Genomic DNA, 25,213 nt, shown 5'->3' on the forward strand with positions numbered 1-25,213 from the left:
AATGAACCACGAGTCCGTAAACGTCGCCCAAAAATTTACCCCTTGATGACGAAACCCCGGCATGAATTACGCAAGCAATTGCAAACTGCTTAAACCGCAAGGGTTTCGGCTTTTCTTAGTGCCATTCCCACCTTCATGAAGTCGTCTAGTCCAACTGCTGCATCAACCGGCTCGGCATATCGAAGAGAATCCATTCCGTTAGACCAGTGTGTAAGGTGTTGAAATATCACTCCAATCATCGAATCAACCTTGTACACTCGATAATTCCTGGGGCAAGCTCCGTTAACGTAAACCAGATTGTATCCAGGGATTTGAATGACCTCTGCTTTGGGGTCAGTTGGAGGCAACAGTATCTTCTCAACAGACTTTTCCAACTCAGTCTGTTGAACAGAGAGTGTGGTAATCATATTTCATGTGCCATGATGATTTCGATTGTCTAAATTTCGTTCAGATGGCGATTGCATTTCTCTTGGACTGCGGTCGCCTTTTTCACTTTTACGGCTAGGGATTTCTTACACATCTGCATTCGCATCTGTAGCAGGTAGGAGAATTCTCTCGTGACAGTCACCTACTTGAAGTAAGAGGTTACTTGCTGCACTTTATGTCATGATTATTATTTCTAAAGCAGCGATTGAGCTTTGGAGGCGATTGCATTTCTCTTGGGGGAGCAATCGCCCTTTTTCCTTCAGCAACTTACGCCGCTACTGCCGCTTGAACTCCCAACAGCGCAATCACTTGCTCTGCACTCGCAGCCACGCGATTAACCCCATACTGTCTTGGTCTTGCGTACCAGCCTTGTTGATTGCACCCGACGAAGCCGACAAAACGCCCGTCTTGGTAGAGTTTGGTGCTGAAACTTAACCAGTCTATCTCACCGTGATATAGACCAAAAACAGCGCAGGCTTTTTCTAGTTCATCGCTCAGGCGTTCGTTTCGTTCTAATGGGGTTTCCGGTAGAGTCGCTTTGACTTCTGCAACTCTTGTAGCGAACCAGTCTCGATCAAATGGTAGTCGTCCGCCTTCCACAAACTGCACCCATACTGTGATTCCGCTTTCGATCCAGATGGTGCGAACTGATTCGGGTTTCACTTCGATAATCTCGCCAATGATGCGGCGATCTCTGCTGGTGAGAGGATCTTGGGTTGGGGCTACAGCTTCGGCTTGGGATTCGAGGTGGGTGTCGAGTTCAGCTTGGGCTAGGGCTTGTTCATCTCTGCGAGGAGCATCAGCAATTAGTGTTTGATTTAGCTTGAAGCTTGAGGGTGCTTGCTGTATATAGGTTGAATGCGTCATAATGAGGATCTCCTGCCTCTACATGGGGTTAGGTTTTTCACAAAGGGCGATCGCTAGTTTTCCAGACAGGGTGATCGTCTTTTGTTTGTATCTCATGAATCTAATATACTATTTTGGCTAGCCAGTGTCAAGACACAATCTAGCCAATTAACTGATCTACATAGGCTTTAGACATTAGTAGAAGTTATAGCCACTGGCTAGACCGTGCTTTATAGTGTAAATAGTTGTTTAAATTCAAAGAAGCAAAGATGGCAGACGAAAGAAAGCTTTCTACTAGGAAGCGTGGCGCTCAGATGAATGTAAGGCTTGATGAGAGCTTGTACGTTGAGTATAAGGAGTTGCTAGAAAAAGAAGGAACAAGTATGACTGAGGACATAGAAAGCTACATTAGAGGTAGACTCGGTAGGGAAGAGAGTGAAACTAATGTTGTTGATATCAGGCAAGTTATAGAAAGACAACAACAAGAGATAGCGGAAATTAAAGCAGAATTGGGAAAATTAAGGGCGGGCTAGCCGCAGAAAATCAACAACTCAAGAGTCAGCTAGAACACATGCTAGCCAGCGCCAAAAATCTCATAAATCTAGCAACAAACTCGCCCCCTATAGAACCATAGGGGGCGAAGCTTTTAAAGGGTGGTGATATCTGTCTAGCCCAGTTGCTTTAACGGCTAGCCTAATGCTAGACTCAAAGCAATTATGCTGACAAATTCAAACCCCCAGCAATTGTTTTCGAGGCAGGCGCTGAGGGTAGTTCCACAAACGCTCAGGTTTATGGTTAATCAAACAATATCAAATCTTCTTACACCATGCACAGAGGATAATACCGTTATTGACTACAACCCCGGAACAACATCGCTTCTAGATTATGGTGTTGTTAACACCAGCATCCACGAAACCTTCACCGCCATCGACCGTTTTGAGTGGCAAGCAATAGATGAACTGCGCCTGATGCTGGACAACCACTATTACCAAGATGGTGGACACCTTAGCTTTGAAGACTATTGCGAGAAGGAATTGACCAAACACGGTGGATATCGCAGAGTCAAGGATCTATTTGCAGCCAAGCAAGTAGTTGATACCTTACCAGAAGAACTGAGGGCGCATATTACCAAACCATCCCAGACACGATCCCTACTCCGACTGGTCAAAACTCCCGATAAGTTACACGAAGCTGTTGCGATCGCAGCCCAGGAAAAACCTTTCCCCACTGCCGGAGACTTCGCCAAAGCAGTCCAACTTGTCGCACCAAGAACTAAACGAATCACAAAAAACGAAAAAAGTCAAACGCAATTGTGTAAATCGGTCAGGATTTCCTCACAATCACATCCCCGTTATGGCCAAGAGGGAGTAATTGAAGCAGACTCGCCAAACTCTTCACAGCAGATTGTTACCTTCACTGATGGTGAGAGGCTGTTGGTAAACAACACTGATTTGGCTCACTTGAAAATGCCGCAATTGCGTCATTTTCAAGTGAGCGGACTTACCCCAAAGAATATTCTGAAGCGATCGCAGCACTCAAGCAACAACACCAGCATGAGTTGGAGCGCTTACAGCAGGAATTGAGGATTGGACTACAGTCAGAAGCCACAGCCAGAGCCGAAGAACAAGTAATTGAGCAAATCCAATCCCTGCAACAACTGTACAAGCAGCAGAGGGAGCAGAACATTCAATTGCAGCAGCGATTGGATGAGATGGAGGGTTTAAGGAAATTGGAGACTGAGAATCAGCAACTCCAGCAGCGTATTCAGGAATTGGAAAACGCTGTTGAACAACGTCCTTCGCAACAGTGGGGGAATACCATGACCCAGCAAGCGACCAAAGTTTTGAACAAGCAGATGAAGCAAGCACTGGAGAAAACCATTGATTTGCGATCGCTAGCCCAAGAACCACCCAAGGAGAACGCCCAAGAATGTCTGCGGCTGATGGGTATGGCGTTGAAAAACCTAAGCGAAGCGATGAACAACACCCAAGCACTCGAAGCCGCAGCAATAATTCTGGGAAGTGAACCTACACCAACTGCGATCGCATATCGAGCCGAACAATTGGAAATGCTTCCCGGAGCAGTTAGCGACATTCGGCAAGTGCTAGCTAAACCTGGGTGTACGTGGCAGGACTATTGGGCAGTGGCGCAAGAGTATGAGGTGATTAAGTCGGATTACTGGGCAGAACTTACTACCCAAGAAACAGAGTTAATTAGAACTCTCAAAAACTCATCCACTGAACCTGGGACAATTGGCATCGGTTCTATTGTTGCTCATGCTGACCCGTACCGGACTTTGTATGTTGAGAGGGGGGAAGTTGTAGAGGATTTGGGCGAAGAGTTGATAGTAGCTTGGGATTGTTGGAAGGAGCAATCGAAAAAGACTGACAGGTATTTCCGAGACGAATTGCGATTCTGGCAACCTCAATAGGCTTTCAGTGTATCGGTAACTTTTTAGACAAACAAATATCGAACTAAACCCTGCGATGCCTACGGGGGTAAACAACGCTGTAGGGAAATTTCCGTGCGTCAACATAACAGGAGATTGTAAAATGACCGCAACTATCACAAGACCCAAGCTCAAAAAGACTGCTGATAAAGCACAATCACCGTACAAGCGGCTTCATGTGATTATTCCCATTGAAGATTTGCTCTGGGCATCGCAGCAAAAACCCTCCGTTAATCAGTTATGGCAGGAGTGTTGGACGGCTGACCCCTACGGTTCTCGGTGGATGCCGCTAACTTCTGCTTTGGGGTACAGTACTTTTATCTCTGCGAAGAAAATTCTAGTTGACAGTGGGCTATTCATTTTCAAACCCGACAAATCGATTCAGGATGGTAGGGAGACTGCTAGCTGGATGGTAAAGAATTTGCATGGTAGTCGGATGAAGGAGTTTTGGGAGAAAGCTAATTCGGAAAATCAACAACTAGATGCTGAAAAACGAGAATTAAATGCTGGGGATTCAGAGAAAGATGCTGGCTCCGAAGAAATGGGTGCTTTGTATAAAGCATCTATTTCAGGTGAAAATCAGTCAGAGCAAGGGTTCTGTAAACCCTCACGAACTGGTCAGAAACTCCTCACAAACTCTTCAAAAGAGATTGTGAGGAGTTTCTCTGACACGCTTACAGAAAATTCGCGTGAGGAGGAGACGGCGAGTGCGCCCTTGGGGGGCGCTTCGCCTCAGTCTGTTGAAAGCGTGTCAGAGAATGAGGAAGAGTTACCTACGGTAACAAACTGTACGACACTGACGCTTGTGGATGCTGTACAGGGTGAATCTGCTCCGTTGCTGGCTGGAAACCAGAATTGTGGTGTTGAACCAAGGGACTGTCATGAAGGTACTTGTTCCGCCGCGCCCCTCGCACAAAATGAGAAATCTTTAAATTCTGCGATGCCTGCGGCGGGCGTAGCCATCGCTAATCAAACACAGGAGGAAGTAGAACAGGCTTCCCCCGCTTCGTTGTTAGTTGAAAATTCAGTTTCGGGTGGAGAAGTTAAAGCAAATCATGAGGGTGAAAGTTCCGCCGCGTCTGTCCCCAGCGCTGAAAAATGGTCAAATGAGGCGATTGTAGCAAGGTCAAATATGCGGCCGGAGCGGATGCAGAAACTCAAAGTGGCGGCGAATTCGGGGGAGAATCCGGGGTTTGACTTTTTGCAAGAGTGCTGGAATGATGACCCTGCTTTGCAGATTGTGATTAAGAAGTTGCTGGCGAAGTTTCTGCAGTGGGGGGTTGCGATCGTGGATGGGGTGTTGGTGGATTGGGAAAGGTAGCAATCATTCTATAGCAACTTTTTAAACACATCTACAGTAATATAGCCAGCAGTTCCCATTATTGTGAAGTGCGTGTTTAGTGCTGAAAGGGACGAAAAGCAGGAGTATGGAGGGGGAGAGACTGTACTTAATAACAGCAGGAAGTGCTGTATCGTTTGGATAGAAGATAAATAAGAACTATCTTCACTCCACACTTTTACTATGCTGATTATTCAAAGTTGGTAACAAATCAATAAGCTATAGTAATTAACGCATAACTATGATCAATTACACTGCTACGACCTAAATGTAGTAGCTCATAAGATTATCCATCTAGTGCATAACACATCATTAACTAACATTATCATCTAACACATCTACTAACAAAATGCTATTGAGTAAATTTAATTCGCTAGAGGCGAGAAAATAGCGGTCACTAAAAAGAGTTTCCAATTGGCTAAAAACCCTTCGACCAGCCACAGCTGCCCAAGGGAATGTTTCATATTGTGGAACGACAGGCATAACCAAACCTTTTGGTGTTAAACTCCTTCCTAAAGTAATTTGCCATGTAGCTGGGTCTTCTATCAGTTGTTTCCGAGTATCGTCTTCCAACTCTTCGCGCCAAAAATGAGGATAATCAAGTGGGACGCTAGCAACAATATTCTGTGTTTTCAAACTTTGTAGTGTTGAATATTCCCAAAGAGATTCTTCTTTCTCTCGAATTAGAATTTGGTGTAATCCCTTAGCTGGGCGTTTGAGTTTAGGTGGATATTTGCCATTCTTATCTTGATAAATTATTGCCAATAATCCTAAAAGCTGTTGACTATATTGTTGAATATTTTTACGCCAGCCTTCAAAACTAAATTTTTCCTCTGTATGGCGGTTAGACCAATCTTCTATCCAGAAAGGCCCAAGACAAGTTAAAGAATCAGGAATTACTAAATTTACATTTTCTAGAGATGGTAGAAGACGGCTTGAACTTCTAGACACCGCTTTGACAAAAGCCTCTAAAGTAGAATAATCTACATAAGATTTGGCTTGTCTATCAACTGTATTACCCTTCAAGGTTAATTGAGCAAATATTTTCTGTGTTAACTGCTCTGCTTTTTTTACAATTCTCTTTTCTTCTTCCGATTGATTATCATAGACAAAAATCCGCGCTTCTTGCAAAAAAATCCACACGTCATCAGACATTAGGTTTAATAATTCTTCATCCCCAATTGAACCCACTGGTACAAAAGCAAGACGTTGGTTCTTAAGTCCTGCATCACCTTTTATCCGAGTGTGAATTGTAGAACGTAACATCATTAATAAAGTTAAAATATCGCTAGACTGGCGTAACCATAGTCTTGATCTATCAGTATCTTCAGCTACAATAAAGCCATCATTAATAAGCATTACCAATTGTCTAGCTTTATCATCTCCTGAAACGAGCTTTTTTGTTTCTGGATCTGTGTACATTCCTCGGCCACGATAAATGAGTTGAGCAACTTCCATTAAAGCAGCTTCTATATTAAATCTAGGAATTGCTGCAATAATCCAATCGGTTTTTGGAAAAGATATACCTCTTGCTCCTGAAGAAGTCATCAAGAAAACTCGTATTTTATCTCTTTTTTCTTCTTGGATTAATTCTAACCGTTTATTAGGAGGTACACTTTGATCTAAAATTTCTACTTCATAATTTTGATAAAGAGCATCTTTCCCATCTATCAAGTTATGCTTTAATTGACGCAAAAATGCTTTGTCTTGGGCAAAAAATATTAATTGTTCTGAGCCTTCTTTCATACCTTTTTTAATTTCTTTATAGGCATTACTTAATAACTTATCTTCTAATTGTTCTCGTATTGCTTGACGAATTTCTTGTTGTAAGTCAACTTTTATCTGTTTAGGCGCTATAGGTGCAAGGTGAATACTGTATTCAATATTAAGTTGAGAAGCTGGATAGCTATTAGTCATAATATGTAATACTGGATATTTTTTAAGCCCTATTTTGATATCAGTGCCAGTAACGCGAAACGCTGCTTCCCCTTGAGTTGGACTAATTAATACTTTATCAGGAGCAGAATTTCCAGAGTTGAGATAACTATTAAGGACTATTTCATTACTTAAAGAGGCATCAGCAATAATCAGAATTACTTTAAACGGTGATTTACTACCCTCAAAAGGTTCAATGAACTGTTGTTGTAACCAATTCGTTAGTTCATTAACAAATATCGCTCCTGTACCATCACCAGCCAACTCATCAACCATTGCAATAATAGTAGGAATTTTTGTGCCAAAGTTACGGCGTTCTTGTTGTCCTGATTTGGTATTAGCTTTTTTAGCAAATAAATTTCCTAAAGCATCAATTGTAGTTGTTTGGTCGAGGTGGCGATAACCTTGAATAGCCGCAGTCATTACTAACCGATTTACTTGAGGGTTTTCTTCTAGCAATTTACGGGCTGAACCAGTTAGAGTACGTAATACACCAGGGCGATGTATGGATTGTACGCTGTCTTCTCGTTCATTGCGAGAACGTTTAAAACGGTTAGTAGTAACTATATTGCAATCAATTTCGTGTTCCTGTTCAGGCGTAAGGAAGATGGTACTACCATCAGGATGCTTCAATTCAGTAATACCATCTACAACTACTGCGCTATCTACACATCGCTGTGTTTCACCTTTTTCCAATACTTGTTTTTCATACCACTTAGGTGCTGAACTAATTAAATTAGCATTAGTAGTAATGGTTAAAATACCACTTGGATTTCCGTCTTTTTTAGCAAACTTGGCAGTAACGTCCCGATTAATTACCACTCGTGGACTGAGATATAAAAACATGAAACCTTCTGATTGAGCTTCCAGAAACTTAATTACAGCAGTAGTTTTACCAATTCCAGGATTTCCCTCTAAAGCAACAATATTCAACCTTCCAGTCTGGGCAGATTTTAATCCAGTAACAACTGCGTATTGGTGGATTGTTCGCAGGGGAAGTTGTTTTGCTAAGTGTTGGAAGACTGACTGAAAATGAACTTGAGGATTATCACCAAAGAACTTGTACAATGATTCTGTCATTTCAATGTTAGCAAGTACTTCCTGTTGGGAAAATTCCTGCATAGGATTGTAAAAATCTGTTATCTGTTCTGTAAATTTGTAGTGCAATGACGTTTCTAAATCAGGCTCGTGTTTGAGTTGCTTGACCTGCCGCTCAAAATCTGGGGGAAGGGATCGTACCAACTTATTAAAAGCTACACGAATTTCTGTTAAGAGTGCATCGGGTTGGTTATCTAGTTTGCGTGTGTTACGATATGCCTCACCCAAAGATGCCATCAACTTTGCTCTAGGATCTTGTTCTGATTCGTCTAAAAAATGGGCGGCAATACTTTCACATCCATTTGAGGTAATTGCGATCCCTCTAGCACTACAACCACCATTTAATTGTCCCTGCTTTTTTAACAAATTGATCAGACGCTCAGTATAAGATGAGGCTTGACATAACTTAAATAAAGGTTTGTCTGAGCCACTAAAAGCAGATAGGTGATTTTTTAAATTTGAAGAAAATAAAAATTCACCACCTTCCACTTCAGCGCAAACTCTAGAGAATACACCCCGTGAATCAATATAACGAGCATAACGACTCATTTCCTCTAGATGAGCAGTTTCTGTATTAAAATCTGCTAATTTTATAGGTGCATTATAGGAGAATTCCAAGCATAGTAGAAAATGCTCAAATTTTTGCGGGGTATTCTTTCCACTGGATAACCAAAGTAAAAAATCTGCTCTTGCTGGTTCTCCTGTGTTGACTAATCCTAAATCTGTCCGTCCTGAAAGATGAAAAGCTTCATGAAATTCTTGTGCTGTTTTTTCTCGTTCAGTCTCACGTTGTATCTGCTGTCCTGGAAGCACCAACGGACACCAAATCGCTGTCAGAGTTGGCTGTCTCACTGGTATATTTTTTAAGCATTCTCGCACTGCTGTCCAGCCTAATCCATAGCCCAATACCAGTAAATGACGTACCATTGTGCTAACCCATTCTTTAGCATTTGGATCTGTCAATTTCAAAGATTTTACCAATTGACTATAGATATCTGCGTTTTTTACCTCTTGCCAAGGCTTCAAACCCTGATCTTGGTCACTACTGAGTAACCTTTGATAAATCAAATTTTGTAAAACTCCACGTTTGACAGCAAGCTCAAACACCTGACCCCATACAGATGCCTGTTCTAAAATTGATAGTTGCATTAGTGTTTATTCCTTCAAATATTTGTTTACTTCCTGCGGTGTAAAACTTGAGAAATATAAGTTAGTAAAGCTGGATAGCTGAGATACACTTTCCCTTTGCGTCGAGAATGCAATACTTCCACTTCTCCCGCAGCCTCAACAGTACTGGGCGATATCCAACGGAAGGGATCTAAAACTGGAATGAGTTGTCCTTGTTTTACACCTCGTTCTGCTTCAATAAAATGTAACCCTCGCAACATAGAAATTAAGCAAGGATTAACATGAGAATTTTGTTCGGCATCGATAAGATGTTGCCTTGCACGTTCTGTCCAAGTAATATCATTTACTCGTTGGTCAGACACTAAGAAATAAACGCAAAAACCAGACTGTGGTCGTTGCTGTTCTTGCACTGCAAACAGGGTGGCGAAAGTATATACAGGAATGACATCTCGTACCCGAACAGTTTCTACAGAGTGCAAAAAATTAGTATGATCTGCTGCGTGTAAAATTTCAAATGCAGCTTCACCTTTGCCCCGCTTTTGTAATCTTGTTGCTGGAAATACATCCCGCAGCATAGTATAAATATTTAAATCAGGAAAAGTTTGAAAAACATCTTCCAAAAATTCTTTTGGTATTAAACCAGAATTATAATCTGCTGTGCGGTTCAACCTGCGACTACGATAAGCATGAGAAAGTAGAATAATATGTTGACAGCCTTGATTTTTGAGATAACGAATTTCTTCCTGTACTAAGCGTTGTTTTCTCAATTGTTCAGGAGAATCAACTATATCAGACTGTATTCTTTCTGCCTTAATTTCATAACCAGAAAAAGGATTACCTATAGCAGTAGCAGTATAACTTTGAGTTAAAAATAGATAACCTTTTTCTTGTTCATTTAATAAAACAGTATCATTACAAGGACGAGTTGCATAAGAGATTAACCCAATCTTTGGTACTTCTGGCGTTACTGGTGTACTAATGCACAAAGGAAAAGCACTCAATAAAGCATCAAAAATACTTTGTTTTATCCATTTGGTATTTGCAGTTTGTTTAACCAAATTTTCGAGAATAACTCCTTGCATCCTAATATTAGTATCTTCAGCTAATATCGCTTCTAAAGTTTGGGCTGCTGCATAAACGTAATTATCACCACTGGTTTCATCAAGGTCTTTACCTTGCTCTTGGAGTCGTAACATTAAGGTAGTAAAGTCGTTATTATCCCCTTGTTTTAACTTATCAATAATCCGCCATAAACAGCAGTACACCAATACCGTGAAACCTGCGATAGCTGCTGCATGATACTGTTTATTTTTTTCACCATCTTTTTGTTGAGAGCGACGAGTTAAAAGTTGAGTGTCATAATCAATTATGACTGCTGCTGGTAGAATCCATCCTTTAGCATGACCAGCATTGCGAGATAATTCATACTTCCATTCTTTTCCTTGTTTATTAAAAGACCGAGGAACCCAAATAACTTGTAACAGTTTTTTTGTTAATGACCTTTGTGCTTGAATTGGATAAATATCACCTTTGGTGATTAAATTGTGTTCGGAGATATCTGTGTTTACTTGTACAGAGAATAATAGCCCAGGTGTTTCTGGAGTATTACAAATTTCAATGTGCTTAAACCATTCCACATTCTCACGACTAGTTTGAGGAGAACTTTTGAGTAAATCTCTTACTCCTGCTTCTGCTCCTTCTAAACGTGACCATTCTATGATGCTACGTTTTACACAAATAAATTGTTGAGAAGATTGCTTTTGAACTTGTCCAATAATTTTTTGACTTTTGGTTTGGAGTACTTCAATCAAATCTGCGGCAATTATTTTCATTGAAGAATCATATTCTCTTAATTGCTCTATTACCTGTTTAATAGCTGTTTTACCACCTGTTTTTAGGTATGTGATAACTTGCTGTACAAAATTAGGTAAAGATTCTGCACTTAATTTTTCCTCATTTTCATGAGGAATAATAATTCTTAAAAAAATGAGTTCAGCTAATCGACGGCATACTGTCCAAGGTCGTTGGGGTAGTGTTTCCTCATCTGGAATCAGTTCTGCTTCAATTTGATCAAGTCTTGCTAAGAAAGAGGATTTATTCTTTTCAGGATTGTTACCATTAATACGAAAGCGATAACTCACTTCCCGAACCACTCCGTAATTAGTAGCTTGCTGATTTCTGGTTTTTTCCTCAAAAATTTGAGTTTCCCATTCTGGCCATACTGGGAGACAGTAGTAGAAAGTTGCTTTATTCAAATATTCTGATAGCTCGAATTCAGCAGCGACACCAAAATTATTAGTGAAGTCAGCACTATAACCAATTTCTGTTGCAGATATTAATAAATTCGTAATCCGATTGACATATTCTACTAGAAGTTGGTGTTTGGGTTGATTATTGGTAACACTGTATTGAGCAATAGCTTGCATAATCCGTAAGGTAATTGTTTGCCTTACCCGTGCTAATGCTTCATTATCTAAGAAGTTGAGGAATCGAGTTAGTTGGCTATCTGCTCTATCTCGTTCTGCACGTAGACTATCAATTGCTGCTTCAATATCATCTTCATCCCAATCTAGCTGATCTTGCACATACTCTCTAACTGCACTACACATACGTTGAAAGTAATCTTCTGCATCGATTTGTTCACGAGCAGAAATTACTTTGGCTACAGGTTTATTTGAGATATTAGTATTAGCCTCAGCATTAGGAAATGCAATTGGCACGAGGTTGGCTGTCTGGGGCTGATTTTGAAAATTAGTACCTGTTTTTTTCGCTAATTGCTGAAGGTTTTGTAACGGTTGATCTAACAACAGAGTGGACAACGAATTTCCTTCAGGTAATGCGGCATCAATTTCTTTATCAATCGCTGCAATTAATTTATCTACAGCAGCAGATAGCCTCACTATACTTCCTTCTTTTAGATTTCCACCAACGAGAGACTTAGTTCCAAATCCTGATAATTCCAACTCTTGAATAAATCCGCCCCCTTCATCAGGGTTAAAGGCTTCTTTGAAATCTCGTAGCCCAAATAATCTACGTAATATTGCTGAACTACAAAGCCGCAATCGTTGGTTTTGAGTATCTAAATGAAACGCTTGTTTGTAGTCAGGATGCAGAGCCGTTATATTTGTTCTGTTCTCTTTAGGGGGAACAGATTTAGCCAATAATTCTACGAGGGTAACTAGATCAATAGAAGGCTTTGGTGAGGTCGCCTGAATTTTGGCACTACCAATTCTCTGTGAATTCATATTTTTTTACACCAGTTTTGCTACTGCTTCATTTGCTGTAACTATCAAGTTAGAACAAATGGTATCTTTCTTTTTATGTAGCTTAAGTATAAGTAACTTGTCAAGTTAATCAGAGAAATTTCGGATCTTATAGCGTCCAACAACCAGAAAGTCCAAATAATCTAGCTTTAACATCTGTCGAAGGTTTCATCAAGTGAAAACTAACCACTTTATTTCTTTAATAAGAGCCAGATGCTTGCACATCCTGCATCCATGCAACTTGACTACAGATGAACAACACAATGCGAGTGAGCAAGCGCTAACTAATTGAAAACGCGATCGCGCTTGGCAGGATGTTCAGTACTTCAGCAAAGTTTATGCTCGTAAATCAGGTGTTCAGTTACCACCTGTCAAGCTTTAAGAACAAAAGCGAGTTTGGGGAACCTGCTCTAAAGCTGGGGGAATTTGTATCAACTGGCAGTTAGTTGATGCGCCTTTGTCAGCCTTGGAGTATGTGGTAGCACATGAGATTGTTCACTTGCTGCACCGCAATCATGGTGATGCTTTTTGGGAAGCGCTCTCTTGCGTAATGTCCAGACTGGAGGGGGGAGCAATGCGAAAATGTGAGATCGGATTTTATATCTCAATTACCAGGGCTTATTCCCAATAAACCGAGGTCCAAGTTCCTTGTTTTTGCCTTTTCTAAGTAGCGATCGCTAAAAATTTAGGTAATTTATGTTACCTATATTTTGTACCTCACAAAATCGCATTGCTCCCACTGGAGGGAGCGTAAAGCTGAACTCGAATCTTGGGAAGCGTAAGTATGACTGGGGGATGTTTTCTGAGGCTGGCTTTTTACTATTAATGAAAGTGAAAAAGTCATCACCTGAACAGATGAGTTTACTTTGGAACAACCCCTTCGGGGAAGTCAAAAGTCAAAAGTCAAAAGTCAAAAGTCAAAAAAGAAGTATTTCTGTAATGTAAATATACGTTATCACTGTCGTTTTCAAACTTATTTATAAGGTTATTAATTTTGACTTTTGACTTGATACTTTTGACTTCCTCAAAGAGGTCGCCAGGTATCGGTATTGTATACAGCGCTTCCGGCTATTATGCAATACAGTTTTCCTCTTGCCCCTCTTTTATCACAGCTTTCAGCTTTGAAGATGTACCTCATAGCCGCCGGAAGTGCTGTAATGCTGATTATTGCATAGGAAATGAGTCTGAAATAAATGTTTACAAACTTATCAAAAACTTATATATTTCACTTTACAAATCGCAATGTGAGAAAAGAAGAAACTCCGGGGTTGTAAATTGTAAATTCTGTGTATGGTAATTTCGAGGTAGGCTACCCCTGTACCCCACAGAGTTCTCTTTTATACGCTTGTACAGTTCGTCCGATGACACGTAGCTACCTCTTTTCTCTCGTGCTTGATTGTCTCCACTTCCTTTTTCATCATACCATCCAACTGCCTTAACAAACTGAATATAATTTCCATAATCAGAGTTATTCCAGTCATTTAGTTTTATACCAAGTCTATTTCCAGTTTTGCTCCATATCTCCTTCTGCACACTAAAGCCAAAACGATTATCTGCATTCACCCAAAGGTGGTCTATTTTTTGTAGGTCTGGACAAGAAAAATTATTGATGTCGTTATAATCTAAATATGTTTGTTCTTCTCTTTGAGCAAGATGAAGCATGAGTTGGTATGTTTTTAGATCAGCCAATTTCCAATTTTTAGCTTTTAATAAATATTCAAGTTGAGCATATAAATGTTTAGTGAGAGATGCTTCAACCTTTTTTTTTAAGTCTTCTGCTACCGAAGGATCAGTAGAAAGTAAAGAAATTAAACTTCTATAGACGGATTCAATAACTCTACTGTCAATAATTTTTGAGTCTGCTGATTGTAGGGAACTAAGTTCAAAATGTTTTTGGAGAATATTGAACGCCTCTTTGTAAGCTTCTATTGCTTTTTGAGTCTTTTCTTGTTCCTTTAGCAAATCGCCTTGAATGTTCAAGGCGAATATTTCTGTTTCTAAGAATTCACTATTTGATTCGCTACCCTCTCTTTCCTGCTTATTCTCTTTGTACCCTCTCAAAAAGTTCATACTCTGTTTGATGGATTCTTCTGCTGACTTCCAATCTTTGAGATATTGATAAGCTAGTGATTTAGAAGCGTGGAGATATACTTGTTCAATTTGAGCATCTTTGATTTTAAGACCTGCTTTTTTAGATATAAACTTAGATTCTATTGAGTCTAAAGGTAATTTTCTACCTAATTCTATTAGCTGTTGAGGATATGCTACATATGTATATGTTTCTTTAAGTTTTTGTTGCGCTTCTTTAAGTTTTTGTTGCGCTTCTTTAACTTCATTTCCAGCCAGGATCACCAAAATTGCTGCTCCCAATATAGTTAAAACTAAAATAATAGTCCCATTACGAATCCTGCGTCTAGCTTTTATGTTAGCTTCACCTAGTGCTTTATTTCGCTGCTCCGTCGCTTCCCTATCTTTCTTCTCCCTCTCTAACTGCGCTTCTATTTCCCTCGCAGCAATTTTCTCCTGAATTTCCTTTTCTTTGCTAGCTGCTAAATACTGTTTATCCTGATAGCCTAAGTTCTTATCCCTCGCCCATTCTTCAGCCTCTTTTAATGCCTTCCCCCGCAACAACCGTGATTTATCAACACCTCCAGAAACTACCCAAAAACGAAAATTCTCAGAATATGGACGGAGATTATTTAATTGGTTTTCTATCCAATTGAAGTCAAAGATTTCCCGATAAATCTGGTTATAAATTCTCAGCTTACCTTGCTGCCTAACAACTAATCCCGAAAGCTGTAGTTCACTTTGTTCTAAAGTATCATCTGCTATTACCTCAGTTTTTTCTTCAGCTAGTCGGACTTGTTGGTACAGTTCTAGTAAGTACCCTGCCCGTTGTTCATCCCGCAAAATTCTGGCTTGAATAGTTCGGAGATGTTCAGGTTCATCCTGTGATTCCCAATTTTCAATAATCCGTGACCTGACAACTTGCTCTACTGAACGAGGGTTATCTTGCTCAGATTCTTCAACCATGAATTGACACAGCTTTTGAGTCAGGAATGGTTGCCCCTCAGTCCAGTTCAAAATCTCCTGCATTATCGCTTGGGGATTATTAAACTTCCCATGCAAACCCTTTTCTAATGGTTCAGCTTCATGCAATTGAAAACCCTTGAGAGAGATAGCTTTACCAATATTAAACGGAGTGCGTTGTTTATCTGAAATTAAATTGCTAGGTGATGCAACACCTAGTAAACAGAAAGTGAGGCGATTGTATTCAGGGTTATCAACTCGTTTGTTGTAACAAGCGCGAATCAATGCAAAAAAGTCATCTGTGGGAAAATTCAGACTGAGTACGCTATCGATTTCATCAATAAAAATAACGATACTCTCTTGAACTTCAACAAGTAATACTTCTTCCAAAAACTTGCGAAATCTTGTGACTAGCGAATTTAACTGATTCGCCTCCCACCAATCACCAAAATCTAAATCTAATCCAAAACTGTCAATAAGCGTGTCGATTAAGTCTGCATACCATTGTTCGGGAGGGACATTCTGAATACCTCCAGCAGAGAGGTCAACGGCTGCACACTGTACGCCATCATCTCTCAATCGCTGCATGGTTCGCACACGCAAGCTGGATTTTCCACTCTGTCTGGAATTCAGTACGTAACAAAACTTCCCCGCTTTCAGTCCTTCATATAACTGTGCATCAGCTTCTCGTATGACGTAGGTGCTGGCATTTTCAGGTAGACTTCCAGAGAATATGTATTGTTCAACCACGATTTACCTACTCCAAACGAGTTGAGAAATACTGACGATACAAATCACAACCAGGAACGCAATCATTACTAACAAGTTTTACTAACCCCAAGCTATGCAATTTAAACGCAACTTCAGTCTCTAATCTCACAGGTGCATTCGTGCTCACTACTTTTTTATACCCTATCTCAAGCTGGGGATTATGTTGTAAATGCCACAGTTGTTGCCGCAAGTGGTCACTAAAGATTCCTTGCTCTGTTGGCGCAAGTCTCAAGAGTTCTTCTAAGGTCAGTTGCTGGCTTTTGAGGTGAGCGTTAGCGGAGCTTAACGCAGTTATCGCTGACTGTACCAAGTAAGGATGCCCCCCAACTAACCCCATCAACTGAGCCAACTCTTCTTCTCTCAGTAGTCCTAAATCTTGCTGTTTGGCGAGGGTTGTTACTTGTTGCAGATTAAATTCGGGTAAGTCAATCGCCAATCCCACATTAAACGGGGAATGATTACTGTCTAAGGAAGGGTAAGATTCAGTTGAATGAACTACTACTAACCGCAGTTTTTTCCAAATATTACCAATCTTGTCTCCTTGTTTCGCTGCCTCATACCATCCCCGCAGTAACAAGCAGAATTGAGGGAAAATCTCTGGATATTCAAACAGTCGCTCAAAGTTATCTATGGCTAAAACTAAGGGAGTATCTGTAACCGATAATAAATATTTTTGAAAATAACGAGTACAGTTTTTATTCAGCCCAAAAACCTCTTGCCAGTGTTTATCTAATTGCGGCTCTAGCTCCAGGCTGTCAGCAACATCAATACACAACCATTGTAGAAATGTTTTTAAGTTAGCCAGAATATCAATATCAGCCAGTTGTAAATCTAATTTTGCGGTTTGATAACCCTGGTGTCTTGCATAGTCTAGGGTTTTCTCCAGCAGTAATGTTTTACCCATTCTCTGCGGAGCTTTGAGACGAATTAATACCCCTGGTTGCGTGATTGCTTTATAGCATTTGTCCTCAATTGGGGGTCGTTCAATATATATAGTTGTGTTTGCCCCTAGTCCAGAGTTATCATTCGTTTGCAACTGTTGTTCGATTGCATCCAACTTGTCACCAAGCTCTTTCAGGGTGCATTCCTCTGACTGAAGCTGTTGTTCGTATTGGAACTTGCGGGATACATCGGTTTCAATAACCAACGCTGTTCGTAGATTTGAAACTTTCTGGCTTTGAAGGGTGTAGGCTTGGTCAAGTGAATTTCTTTCTTGCTGCGATCGCTGGCGTTGATTCTGCGATTGAACTGAATTAGCTGATGCCGGCGTATGCTGCCCAAGGTGAATGTTGTAGATGTCGCCGCCAATTTGCCCAGCATTCACTGTGCCAGCGTTAATCAACCCACCGCCAAACTGGGAATTGCGTAAGTCGTTGCTGACTTGCTTTGGGTCTTGTGAATCGGGCATGGGTCGGTTTGGGCAGGTTTAAGCGTCATTGTTGTGAATATTACCATCTATTTGTTCTGCGTTGACAGTATTGGCATTCAACTCATCAATTGTCTATTCTTACTCATCTAAACGTCTTACGATTGCCTTTGATAACTCGTCAAAATCTGACTCACTGTGAATGTCTGGAGTTAGCGTATTCATGTCTTTGAGCAGGTTGGTGAGTTCAGCAATGGTATGACGAATTTCGGTGTATAAATCTATTTCTTCTCTAAAGCCCTGTAAATTAGCGGCGGAAACACCTTTCATCGCTTCGTCTAATTCTTTAATTTGGTCTTCCCAATATTTAATATATTTAATTCTTTCAATCGGTTTATAAATTTGAACATTTGGTAACATAATTGGAAAAATTCGGTGATAAAATTCACCATTCTTAGCAATTTGCACCAATTCAAACATACAGTTTGGGGATTTTAAATACTTATCACTAATCACAGCAATGACACATTTCCCGCGTCCAATCTTTTCCATGAAAGCTTTGATTAGTCCTTTGTAACCTAAGTCTCGTTTATCTCGAATAATACTGATCCCTTTAGATTGTAAAACTTCGTCTAAGCGATCAACATAGGTTTCACTATCTCCACCCCAAGCATAGGAGATGAAGATTTCTTTCTCATATTTGGGTCTTTCTCTCTCTTGTTCTAGCTCTTTCTGTAACTTTTCTTGTTCATCTTCCTGTTTACTGTGAGGAAAATCACTAGCTTGCAACTGTTGTTCAATTGCATCCAACTTATCAACAAGTTCATTCAGTGTGCGTTCTTCTGACTGAAGCTGGTGTTCGTATTGAAACTTGCGTGTTACATCAGTTTCAATAACTAACGCTGTTCGTAGATTTGCAATTTTCTGGCTTTGGAGGGTGTAAGCTTTTTCAAGTGAATCTTTTTCAGAGAGCGATCGCTGTTGTTGGTTTTGTGATTGGACTGGATTACCTGATGCCACAGTCTGCTGCCCAAGGTGAATATTGTAGATGTCGCCGCCAATTCGCCCAGCATTCACTGTGCCAGCATTAACCAACCCGCCGCCAAACTGGGCATTGCGTAAGTCGTTGTCATTGACTTGTTTGGGGTCTTCTGAATCCGGCATGGTTTGGCTTGAGCGTTTTTAAGCGTCGTTGTTTTGAATGTTACCACCTATCTGGTCTGCGTTGACAGTGTTGGCATCTACTATGCCACCTGCGAACTGGGAGTTAGGCTGGTAGTAAATCGAGACTTTACCAGAAGTTTCTGCTAGTTGTTTATTTAACTGGTTAATTGAAGAAAACAACTGATTGATTACTTTATCTTTATCCTCAAGTCTTGCTTGGTACTGCGCCTCTAATGCCTTAGCTGCAAATTCATAGCCTTGGATGAACTCACTGTGGATTTTTGCTTTATCTGCATCAGGAGAAACAGCTATTCGGACTACAAGAATGCCGTCGCCCTTCTTCTCGATGCTTTGGACATCCAATAGTGCGCCTTGGTTCTCAACTTCTAATTTTTTGAACGAGTAGGCGAAAGCATCCCAGTCGATGCCGTTACGGAAGATTAGGTCTACTGTTTCTAGGGATTTCTGGAATAGCTTGGTGAATTCACCAGGCGCAAAGTTACCAATACTGGGACGGCGTTCTTGTTGATCACTTTTCAAGTAAATATAATGACAATCAATATAATCTATAGCAATACGATTTAATTTTTGAAAAAATCTAAGTATATGTAGGGTGTGTTACGTCTTCCGTAACGCACCATTTGTAAGGATTTAGTACGTTACACTGTCGCTAACACACCCTACGTATCTTTTCAGAAATCAAACATTAGTCCTATATAACAATGGATCAGCCTGTGGTGGTTTCTTATACTCTGCAACTGGCTTAAAGACCAATCCCCCATCTGCTGCGATTAAACATTGCTCTAAGGTTGATACTTCCAGATTCCAGAAAAACACTGGACTTGATAGCTTGTTAGATGCCTCTGTAGTCAACCACTGAATAATCGTTGCTTCATCAGGAGACAGCACATCAAGCGCTGCGATCGGAATTTGTGAATCGAGTGTGGAGAGAAGATTTGAGAGTTTCATGTCAATTATTCAAATATTTCACTTATGAAATGGCGAAGCCTTTATGATCATCAGTTACCAGCCGAGTTAAGACTGGTAACTGATGACCATTTAATGAAATTCAAAATTCAAAATTCAAAATTCAAAATGAAGAATAGAATAATTTTGAATTAATTATCCTTCTCCTAACGGAGACGCTGCGCGAACGAGTCAAAGCCCCCACTGATTGTCTTTAATTTTGAATTGATAATTTTGAATTTTGAATTCCCCGAAGGGGTTGACTGATTACTGACGCAAACGTGTTTGATTGCTGTTCGTAGTCCGAAGTTGTTGGGTTTGAGCTTCATTTTTAAATGTGCGATCGCTCTCGCTCACAACCCCAAGTGCCTCCTCAAATGGTTGCGTAGCCGATAAACAACTCAAATCTTTGAACCCCTCCGCTTCCACACGAACTTCACCTGTAGCGCTGTCGAAATGAATCAGTATTGAACGTTCCATATTTATCTCCGCGCAAATTGTTTAACTTCCTGATGTCCGGCAAAAGTTAGCCGTAGAGTTTGCACACTCCCGTTGGTTTCTTCAGCGATCGCACATTCACCAAACCTTTCTTGTAACTCGGCGGCTTTAGCGCGAACCATCCGTTGTCCATAAGCCAGCATTAGTTTATTGCTGAAAAAGTCTTTGCCCAACTTCGGAACTGTTTCGTAACTGTCGTGGATTATCTCGTACACGCCGCTTGACTGACTCCACTTGAATCCGATGTCTGCACGGGCTTTTATGGTGCGACCAGATACGATGATTTCAGCACTTTGTCCTTGAGAGCCACCGTAATATCCTTTTAGTGATTGTGCTGTTTGGTGAACTTGCGGCGATAGGTTTAGATCCGTGAGAGCTTGCACCAAACACTCGTGATTGCTTAATTTGGTTTTGACTGTTGAGAAATGCGACATAATGTTATTCCCTTTGTCATCTGGTTTGAAAAATAGTAAAAGTGCGATATCCTTTTGAAACGCGAATATTGCACTTTTAATACATCGATCAAGTCTTGAGCGAATGCACACTCGCTCAAGACTGTTTTTTACCGGAACTTAAACGACATCACGGTAGCTTTCGATAAGCCCACGTCGTCAGTCGCAAGTGATTGTAGATTGCGTTGTTCATCTAACAACTTGGCGCGAATCTCTTGCATCTTTTGCTGCAATTGACTGCGCGTATCAGAACCGAGATTCTTGGACTCAATCGCTGGATCGTTAACGATAGAGTCCAAGTGCGTCATCATCGCCTCCAAGCTGCTGCCAGCCTCCGGGTCAGCATTCGCTAGTAGTACCTGAACCTTCATCAGATGGCGTTGCATCTTCTTTTTGAACTGTACGGGCTTGCGTCCTGGCTCCCAATCAGCCAACTCTTCAAGCAACTGCGCGGCGAGTTGTTCACCACCAGCTAAAGCAGATTCCCGCAGCCTTTGCTCCAGATTTTGGTCATACTGCTGAATGAACTTGGTAATCTGGTCTAGGCATTCGGCTTGCTGCTGGTTCAGTTGTTCGGACAATGCCGGGATAATCACCGGGCGACCAATAACGACTTGTAAATAGTCTTCGAGATCAGTGAGAGTTGGGAATGCTCTTAACAAGTTTGCTTTGACTGATTCTTGCTTGTCGTGGGGTAATTCCCAAGTGTTAAGTGAGAGGAACTGATCAATCCGTTCCTGATAATCAAGAAGTCCCGCTTCGTAATCAGCTTTTAATTGATTGCGTAATCCAGGGGCGATATTATCTCTTGTATTGATTAGCTGATTCCATACCAGGGGAGCCAAATCAATCGGACAAATCCAGTCACCAGTATCAGCAGACATCCATTCTTGAACTGAAGCAATCTCTTGCCTTAATTGGGCAGCAGCTTCATCCAACTTCTTGAATACCTTAATACCACGCAAACCAACTTCAGAATTTGTAACTTTCACGAGGTCTGATTCAATTTCAGAGACTTCAGCTTTTAAGACATCTGCCCATTTAGGAGCGGCAGATTTTGTACTTTTCTTTAACTGGATGCGAAAGCGAATGCGGGTTTTATTTAATTGCGAGAAATTGTGGCGCTCAACTACTGCATCAGTTAGGAAATTTGCAGCAATAGGATTGTCAATTGCTTGCACCATGATTATTCACCTCAATCATTATTTTTCACTTCGATTAAGCGAAGCTTTCTTTGTGACTATTTGAATGTCTTTAGTAGCCCTATAGATTACTTTTTTAGAGCTTTTTTGTAACCTAATGTGTCTTTTGATGACTGGTGGTTTATGTATGGACATGGCTCAAAATAGTTGAAGTTGCTGTGAATTATCCTGCGCCACAGGCTTTTTATAAACCATCCCTTCGACTTCATAACACCGAGTCATAAGTTTGTTTCGATTTAGCCGAAAGCTGGCTTTTTTCTTTTGATTTGGCAGAGGTAGAAACAGATACTGTGGATGTTGTATGCTACCCTCATCTCCCAAATATCGACAATGTGTACCATTAATTTGGTAAACTTTTGATGAGCTTAACAGTGTCGCGTCATACACTTTGATCAAATTTGTTTCCATCTTAGTAGCAGTGAAGTGTGCCATAATTTGTTGTGGAATCGATTTTTCTCTCCAGTCAGATTTAATCAGTCTGACTGGAGAGTTTTTCACACATAATCTGATTCTTCTTTCGTCAAGCAGCAACTTCTTGTTGCTTCGGTTTAGACAATCTAGAACCGCTCCCAGAAGTACGTTTAGTTGTTGAAATCGGTTGGTTAATTTGACCAAATGGAGTCTGAATCTTGAGGTCAGCTTTTAACTCTGATTGCAGCAATACAAGCTGAGTCAAATAGTACCCCTGTTAAGGTGTACTAAAAAATGAACTAATAAAAGGCTGAAATCCTTTGTGAGCAAGGAATTATACCAATAACAATCAAAAAGCGGGAGAAAATAGGCAACAAACAAGAAGGTCTTACATGGGATTATTGATTTATTAGGTAACGATAATTGATGGGTGCTGTGTCATGCTGAGTTCAATTTTTGAGCGTTTTATCGAAGCATCTCCGGTAACAGTAATGCTAAGGGCAACATTAGAAAGAATTTTCAGCGCCGAAAAACTGGATGAATTATTCGAAGCAACGCGAGACAAGCAATATACGCAGGAATTGTTGTTTTCGACAGTAGTGGGAATAATGAGTTTAGTAGTGTGTAATATACGCCCATCAATTAGCGCAGCATACAAAGCATTTTCTAAACAAATAGGGGTGTCGCGTGTCGCGTTCTACAGCAAAATCAATGGAATCGAGCCACAAGTATCTCAAGCCTTAGTACGCTACAGCAGCAAAGAATTAGCACCGATTATAGAGGAATTGGGAGGAAAAGAACCTCCGATTTTACCAGGTTATCGAGTCAAAATAATTGATGGAAATAACCTCGCAGCAACAGAGCATCGACTGTCGGTTTTACGCGATGTCTCTGGTGGACCATTGCCAGGAAAATCATTAGTGGTGCTTGACCCAATATTAATGCTGGCAATAGACCAATTCCCATGTGAGGATGCCTACACCCAGGAAAGAGCATTATTTAGTCAAGTGTTACAAACTGTAGAAAAGAACGATGTCTGGGTGGGGGATAGAAATTTTTGTACCTGTATGTTTTTAGTTGAAATTGCAAAGAGCGAAGCTTACTTTGTCATTCGTCAACATGCATCAATGCCTTATGAGGAGTTAGGAGAATTAAAGGAAATCGGAGATAGTCCAACAGGAAAAGCTTTCGAGCAAGATGTAATGATTGAGTATGAAGGAGAATCGATAAAATCTCGTCGTGTTATTGTTCGTTTAAATGAACCAACTAGGGATGGAGATACTGAGGTAGCGGTTTTTTGCAATCTTAGACAAGAAGATGCTTCTGGAATTGTCATCTCAAATGTTTACCTAAAACGCTGGAGTGTTGAGGGTTTATTTCAAGTTGTTAGTGATACTCTAGAATGCGAAATTAAGACTTTAGGTTATCCCAGAGCCGCTTTATTTAGCTTTTGTATGGCACTAGTTGCCTACAATATTTTATCTGTGATTAAATCAGCATTGCGTAGTGTTCATGGGCAAGGAAAAATTGATGCAGGTATTTCCAATTACTACTTAGTTGAGGAAATTCAAAGTACCTACACGGGTATGATGATTGCGATTCCTGATGTTGAATGGCAATTTGTTAGCCATCTGAATTTAACCGCTTTTACCGAGTTGTTAAAACAATGGGCAGCCCAGGTTGACCTCAAACGCTTTGCTTCCAGCCCCAAAGCTCGAAAAAAGCCCCAACCACAAAGAAAAAAAGAACCTAATCGTCCCCATGTTTCTACTGCTCGACTCCTAGCTGATAAACAACGCTCCCGCAAGCATTCTAGACTAGAACAACAAACGTCGAAACTGGTTGAAACTCCTCTTCCGCAAGGTTTACAGACATAAATGTACCATTTTTTTAGTACACCTTAACAGGGGTAGGCTTTACCCCTAACTTAGACTGGTATTCGACAGAAAAACGATTGCCAACAATAGCAAACGCTTACGTTGCTTGAGCAATGCTAGAGCAACTAGCCAAATATACAATAGCAACGCCCTCAAATTCTCCCACTCATCAGGAGAAAGTAATATGTCTAGGTTTCAATCAATCAGCGCTCCTCACCGAGTAAAAAGCGATCGCACTGGTTACTCGGCAAAGATCGCTGCCCGATGTCATCCAGGAATTCTCATAATGAAAATTCCTGCTATGTTTTGAGTTTTCACCAAATTTCCAAAAATAAAAATAGTTTATTATATTCGTGCTTTAGTTCAGGCGTACTACTGCTCTATTTACAAGTAATCACAACAAGCAAGTCCTGTCCTGAACTTTAAGTAACGGTTTTTTAACCACTGCCTATTTCTTGAGTATTTCAAAGCGGTATGACTCGATATCGCTTATTTTCCATGCGTTTATAGGAGGAGATATGAATGAACGCCGCGAAGCTATTAAAAGTGCATTTAACGCTGACCCAGCACGTCATCCCCTGCGTATCCTGATTGCTACAGATGCAGCACGGGAGGGAGTGAACCTCCAGAATAACTGTGCTGACTTGTTCCACTTTGATGTGCCGTGGAACCCGTCGAGGATGGAACAGCGTAACGGACGGATTGACCGGAAATTACAGCGATCGCCTGTTGTCCATTGTTACTACTTTGTTTTACCGCAACGCACAGAAGACAAAGTATTAGATGTGAATGGCACTAAGAAAAGCTACAAACCTTGCTGCATAAGCATTACAAGTATTAATGCGTTAATAGCAGTGGGCGCTTGGCTGCGATCGCTATTTTTTGTAGAGGCTGTGAAATGGAAGCGATAACGGTGGAGGGTTGCCCAAAAAGTTTTTGAAGGTAGAAAAAGCTTACTCGTCTGTGAAATACTTTTTTTGAGACGAGCAAGC

General features: G+C 40.7%; 20 protein-coding genes and 2 pseudogenes. 8 read left to right on the forward strand and 14 right to left on the reverse strand.

What is annotated here, in order from left to right; translation table 11 throughout:
* Window positions 1-89: 89 nt before the first annotated feature.
* Together CDG79_RS28675 and CDG79_RS28680 are read right to left on the reverse strand one after the other, a co-directional pair.
* Window positions 90-407 (reverse strand): hypothetical protein, encoded by a 318-nt coding sequence (locus CDG79_RS28675; RefSeq protein ID WP_094345162.1) that lies wholly within the window; start codon window positions 405-407, stop codon window positions 90-92.
* 286 nt (window positions 408-693) lie between these two features.
* Entirely contained in the window at window positions 694-1,293 is a 600-nt protein-coding gene (locus CDG79_RS28680) for a hypothetical protein (RefSeq protein WP_094345163.1), read from the reverse strand.
* A gap of 248 nt (window positions 1,294-1,541) precedes the next feature.
* Here CDG79_RS28680 and CDG79_RS28685 point away from each other — a divergent pair, with 248 nt between their 5' ends.
* The 4 genes from CDG79_RS28685 (at window position 1,542) to CDG79_RS42860 (ending at window position 5,042) form a co-directional block, all read left to right on the forward strand.
* Window positions 1,542-1,805 carry a hypothetical protein gene (locus CDG79_RS28685; protein WP_094345164.1) on the forward strand — a complete coding sequence of 88 codons (264 nt, stop codon included), beginning with the start codon at window positions 1,542-1,544 and terminating at the stop codon, window positions 1,803-1,805.
* Between the two features lie 258 nt (window positions 1,806-2,063).
* Window positions 2,064-2,855 carry a hypothetical protein gene (locus tag CDG79_RS44115; protein WP_223278374.1) on the forward strand — a complete coding sequence of 264 codons (792 nt, stop codon included), beginning with the start codon at window positions 2,064-2,066 and terminating at the stop codon, window positions 2,853-2,855.
* Window positions 2,831-3,703, forward strand: coding sequence for a hypothetical protein (locus tag CDG79_RS44120; RefSeq protein WP_223278375.1), 873 nt, complete (start codon window positions 2,831-2,833; stop codon window positions 3,701-3,703). Before CDG79_RS44115 ends, CDG79_RS44120 begins: the two co-directional genes overlap by 25 nt.
* A gap of 121 nt (window positions 3,704-3,824) precedes the next feature.
* Window positions 3,825-5,042, forward strand: a complete 1,218-nt coding sequence (locus CDG79_RS42860; protein WP_189525171.1) for a hypothetical protein — start codon at window positions 3,825-3,827, stop codon at window positions 5,040-5,042.
* Window positions 5,043-5,372: 330 nt separating this feature from the next.
* On the opposite strand, the gene CDG79_RS28700 is transcribed toward CDG79_RS42860, so the two are convergent.
* Together CDG79_RS28700 and CDG79_RS28705 are read right to left on the reverse strand one after the other, a co-directional pair.
* Entirely contained in the window at window positions 5,373-9,242 is a 3,870-nt protein-coding gene (locus tag CDG79_RS28700) for a helicase-related protein (protein WP_094345165.1), read from the reverse strand.
* Between the two features lie 26 nt (window positions 9,243-9,268).
* Window positions 9,269-12,466: a hypothetical protein gene (locus CDG79_RS28705; RefSeq protein ID WP_094345166.1), complete on the reverse strand. Its 3,198-nt coding sequence runs from the start codon at window positions 12,464-12,466 to the stop codon at window positions 9,269-9,271.
* Between the two features lie 415 nt (window positions 12,467-12,881).
* On the opposite strand from CDG79_RS28705, the pseudogene CDG79_RS45600 reads away from it, so the two are divergent.
* Window positions 12,882-13,115 (forward strand): annotated as a pseudogene (locus CDG79_RS45600) (M48 metallopeptidase family protein); the annotation flags it as partial.
* Window positions 13,116-13,714: 599 nt separating this feature from the next.
* Here the strand turns inward: CDG79_RS45600 and CDG79_RS44125 are convergent.
* From CDG79_RS44125 to CDG79_RS42870, 10 genes and pseudogenes are all read right to left on the reverse strand, one after another.
* Complete coding sequence (locus CDG79_RS44125) at window positions 13,715-16,264, reverse strand: AAA-like domain-containing protein (RefSeq protein WP_094345169.1); 2,550 nt, start codon at window positions 16,262-16,264, stop codon at window positions 13,715-13,717.
* Window positions 16,265-16,271: 7 nt separating this feature from the next.
* A complete protein-coding gene (locus CDG79_RS28725) occupies window positions 16,272-17,693 on the reverse strand; it encodes an AAA-like domain-containing protein (RefSeq protein ID WP_143855601.1) in 1,422 nt (473 codons plus the stop codon).
* Between the two features lie 99 nt (window positions 17,694-17,792).
* Entirely contained in the window at window positions 17,793-18,815 is a 1,023-nt protein-coding gene (locus CDG79_RS28730; protein ID WP_143855602.1) for a toll/interleukin-1 receptor domain-containing protein, read from the reverse strand.
* A gap of 18 nt (window positions 18,816-18,833) precedes the next feature.
* Window positions 18,834-19,355 carry a hypothetical protein gene (locus tag CDG79_RS28735; RefSeq protein ID WP_223278376.1) on the reverse strand — a complete coding sequence of 174 codons (522 nt, stop codon included), beginning with the start codon at window positions 19,353-19,355 and terminating at the stop codon, window positions 18,834-18,836.
* Between the two features lie 174 nt (window positions 19,356-19,529).
* Window positions 19,530-19,784 (reverse strand): annotated as a pseudogene (locus CDG79_RS28740) (AAA family ATPase); the annotation flags it as partial.
* Between the two features lie 264 nt (window positions 19,785-20,048).
* Complete coding sequence (locus CDG79_RS28745; protein WP_094345170.1) at window positions 20,049-20,261, reverse strand: DUF2997 domain-containing protein; 213 nt, start codon at window positions 20,259-20,261, stop codon at window positions 20,049-20,051.
* Window positions 20,262-20,263: 2 nt separating this feature from the next.
* The gene (locus tag CDG79_RS28750; RefSeq protein ID WP_094345171.1) at window positions 20,264-20,713 is read right to left on the reverse strand and encodes a DUF1257 domain-containing protein; all 450 of its coding nucleotides are present in this window, start codon (window positions 20,711-20,713) and stop codon (window positions 20,264-20,266) included.
* Window positions 20,714-20,841: 128 nt separating this feature from the next.
* Window positions 20,842-21,915, reverse strand: coding sequence for a hypothetical protein (locus CDG79_RS28755; RefSeq protein WP_094345172.1), 1,074 nt, complete (start codon window positions 21,913-21,915; stop codon window positions 20,842-20,844).
* A 156-nt stretch (window positions 21,916-22,071) separates the two neighbouring features.
* Window positions 22,072-22,431, reverse strand: coding sequence for a hypothetical protein (locus CDG79_RS28760; protein ID WP_317616615.1), 360 nt, complete (start codon window positions 22,429-22,431; stop codon window positions 22,072-22,074).
* 22 nt (window positions 22,432-22,453) lie between these two features.
* Window positions 22,454-22,609 (reverse strand): hypothetical protein, encoded by a 156-nt coding sequence (locus CDG79_RS42870; RefSeq protein ID WP_189525172.1) that lies wholly within the window; start codon window positions 22,607-22,609, stop codon window positions 22,454-22,456.
* Window positions 22,610-22,784: 175 nt separating this feature from the next.
* Here CDG79_RS42870 and CDG79_RS28765 point away from each other — a divergent pair, with 175 nt between their 5' ends.
* From CDG79_RS28765 to CDG79_RS28770, 3 genes are all read left to right on the forward strand, one after another.
* On the forward strand, window positions 22,785-24,221 hold the full coding sequence (locus tag CDG79_RS28765) for a transposase (protein WP_189525173.1): 1,437 nt from the start codon (window positions 22,785-22,787) through the stop codon (window positions 24,219-24,221).
* Between the two features lie 184 nt (window positions 24,222-24,405).
* Window positions 24,406-24,531, forward strand: a complete 126-nt coding sequence (locus tag CDG79_RS44995; RefSeq protein ID WP_262985844.1) for a hypothetical protein — start codon at window positions 24,406-24,408, stop codon at window positions 24,529-24,531.
* A gap of 145 nt (window positions 24,532-24,676) precedes the next feature.
* Complete coding sequence (locus CDG79_RS28770; RefSeq protein WP_442946258.1) at window positions 24,677-25,132, forward strand: helicase-related protein; 456 nt, start codon at window positions 24,677-24,679, stop codon at window positions 25,130-25,132.
* The last annotated feature ends 81 nt before the right edge of the window (window positions 25,133-25,213 follow it).

The sequence above is a fragment of the Nostoc sp. 'Peltigera membranacea cyanobiont' 232 genome (assembly GCF_002245985.1).
In the GTDB taxonomy this organism is placed as follows: domain Bacteria; phylum Cyanobacteriota; class Cyanobacteriia; order Cyanobacteriales; family Nostocaceae; genus Nostoc.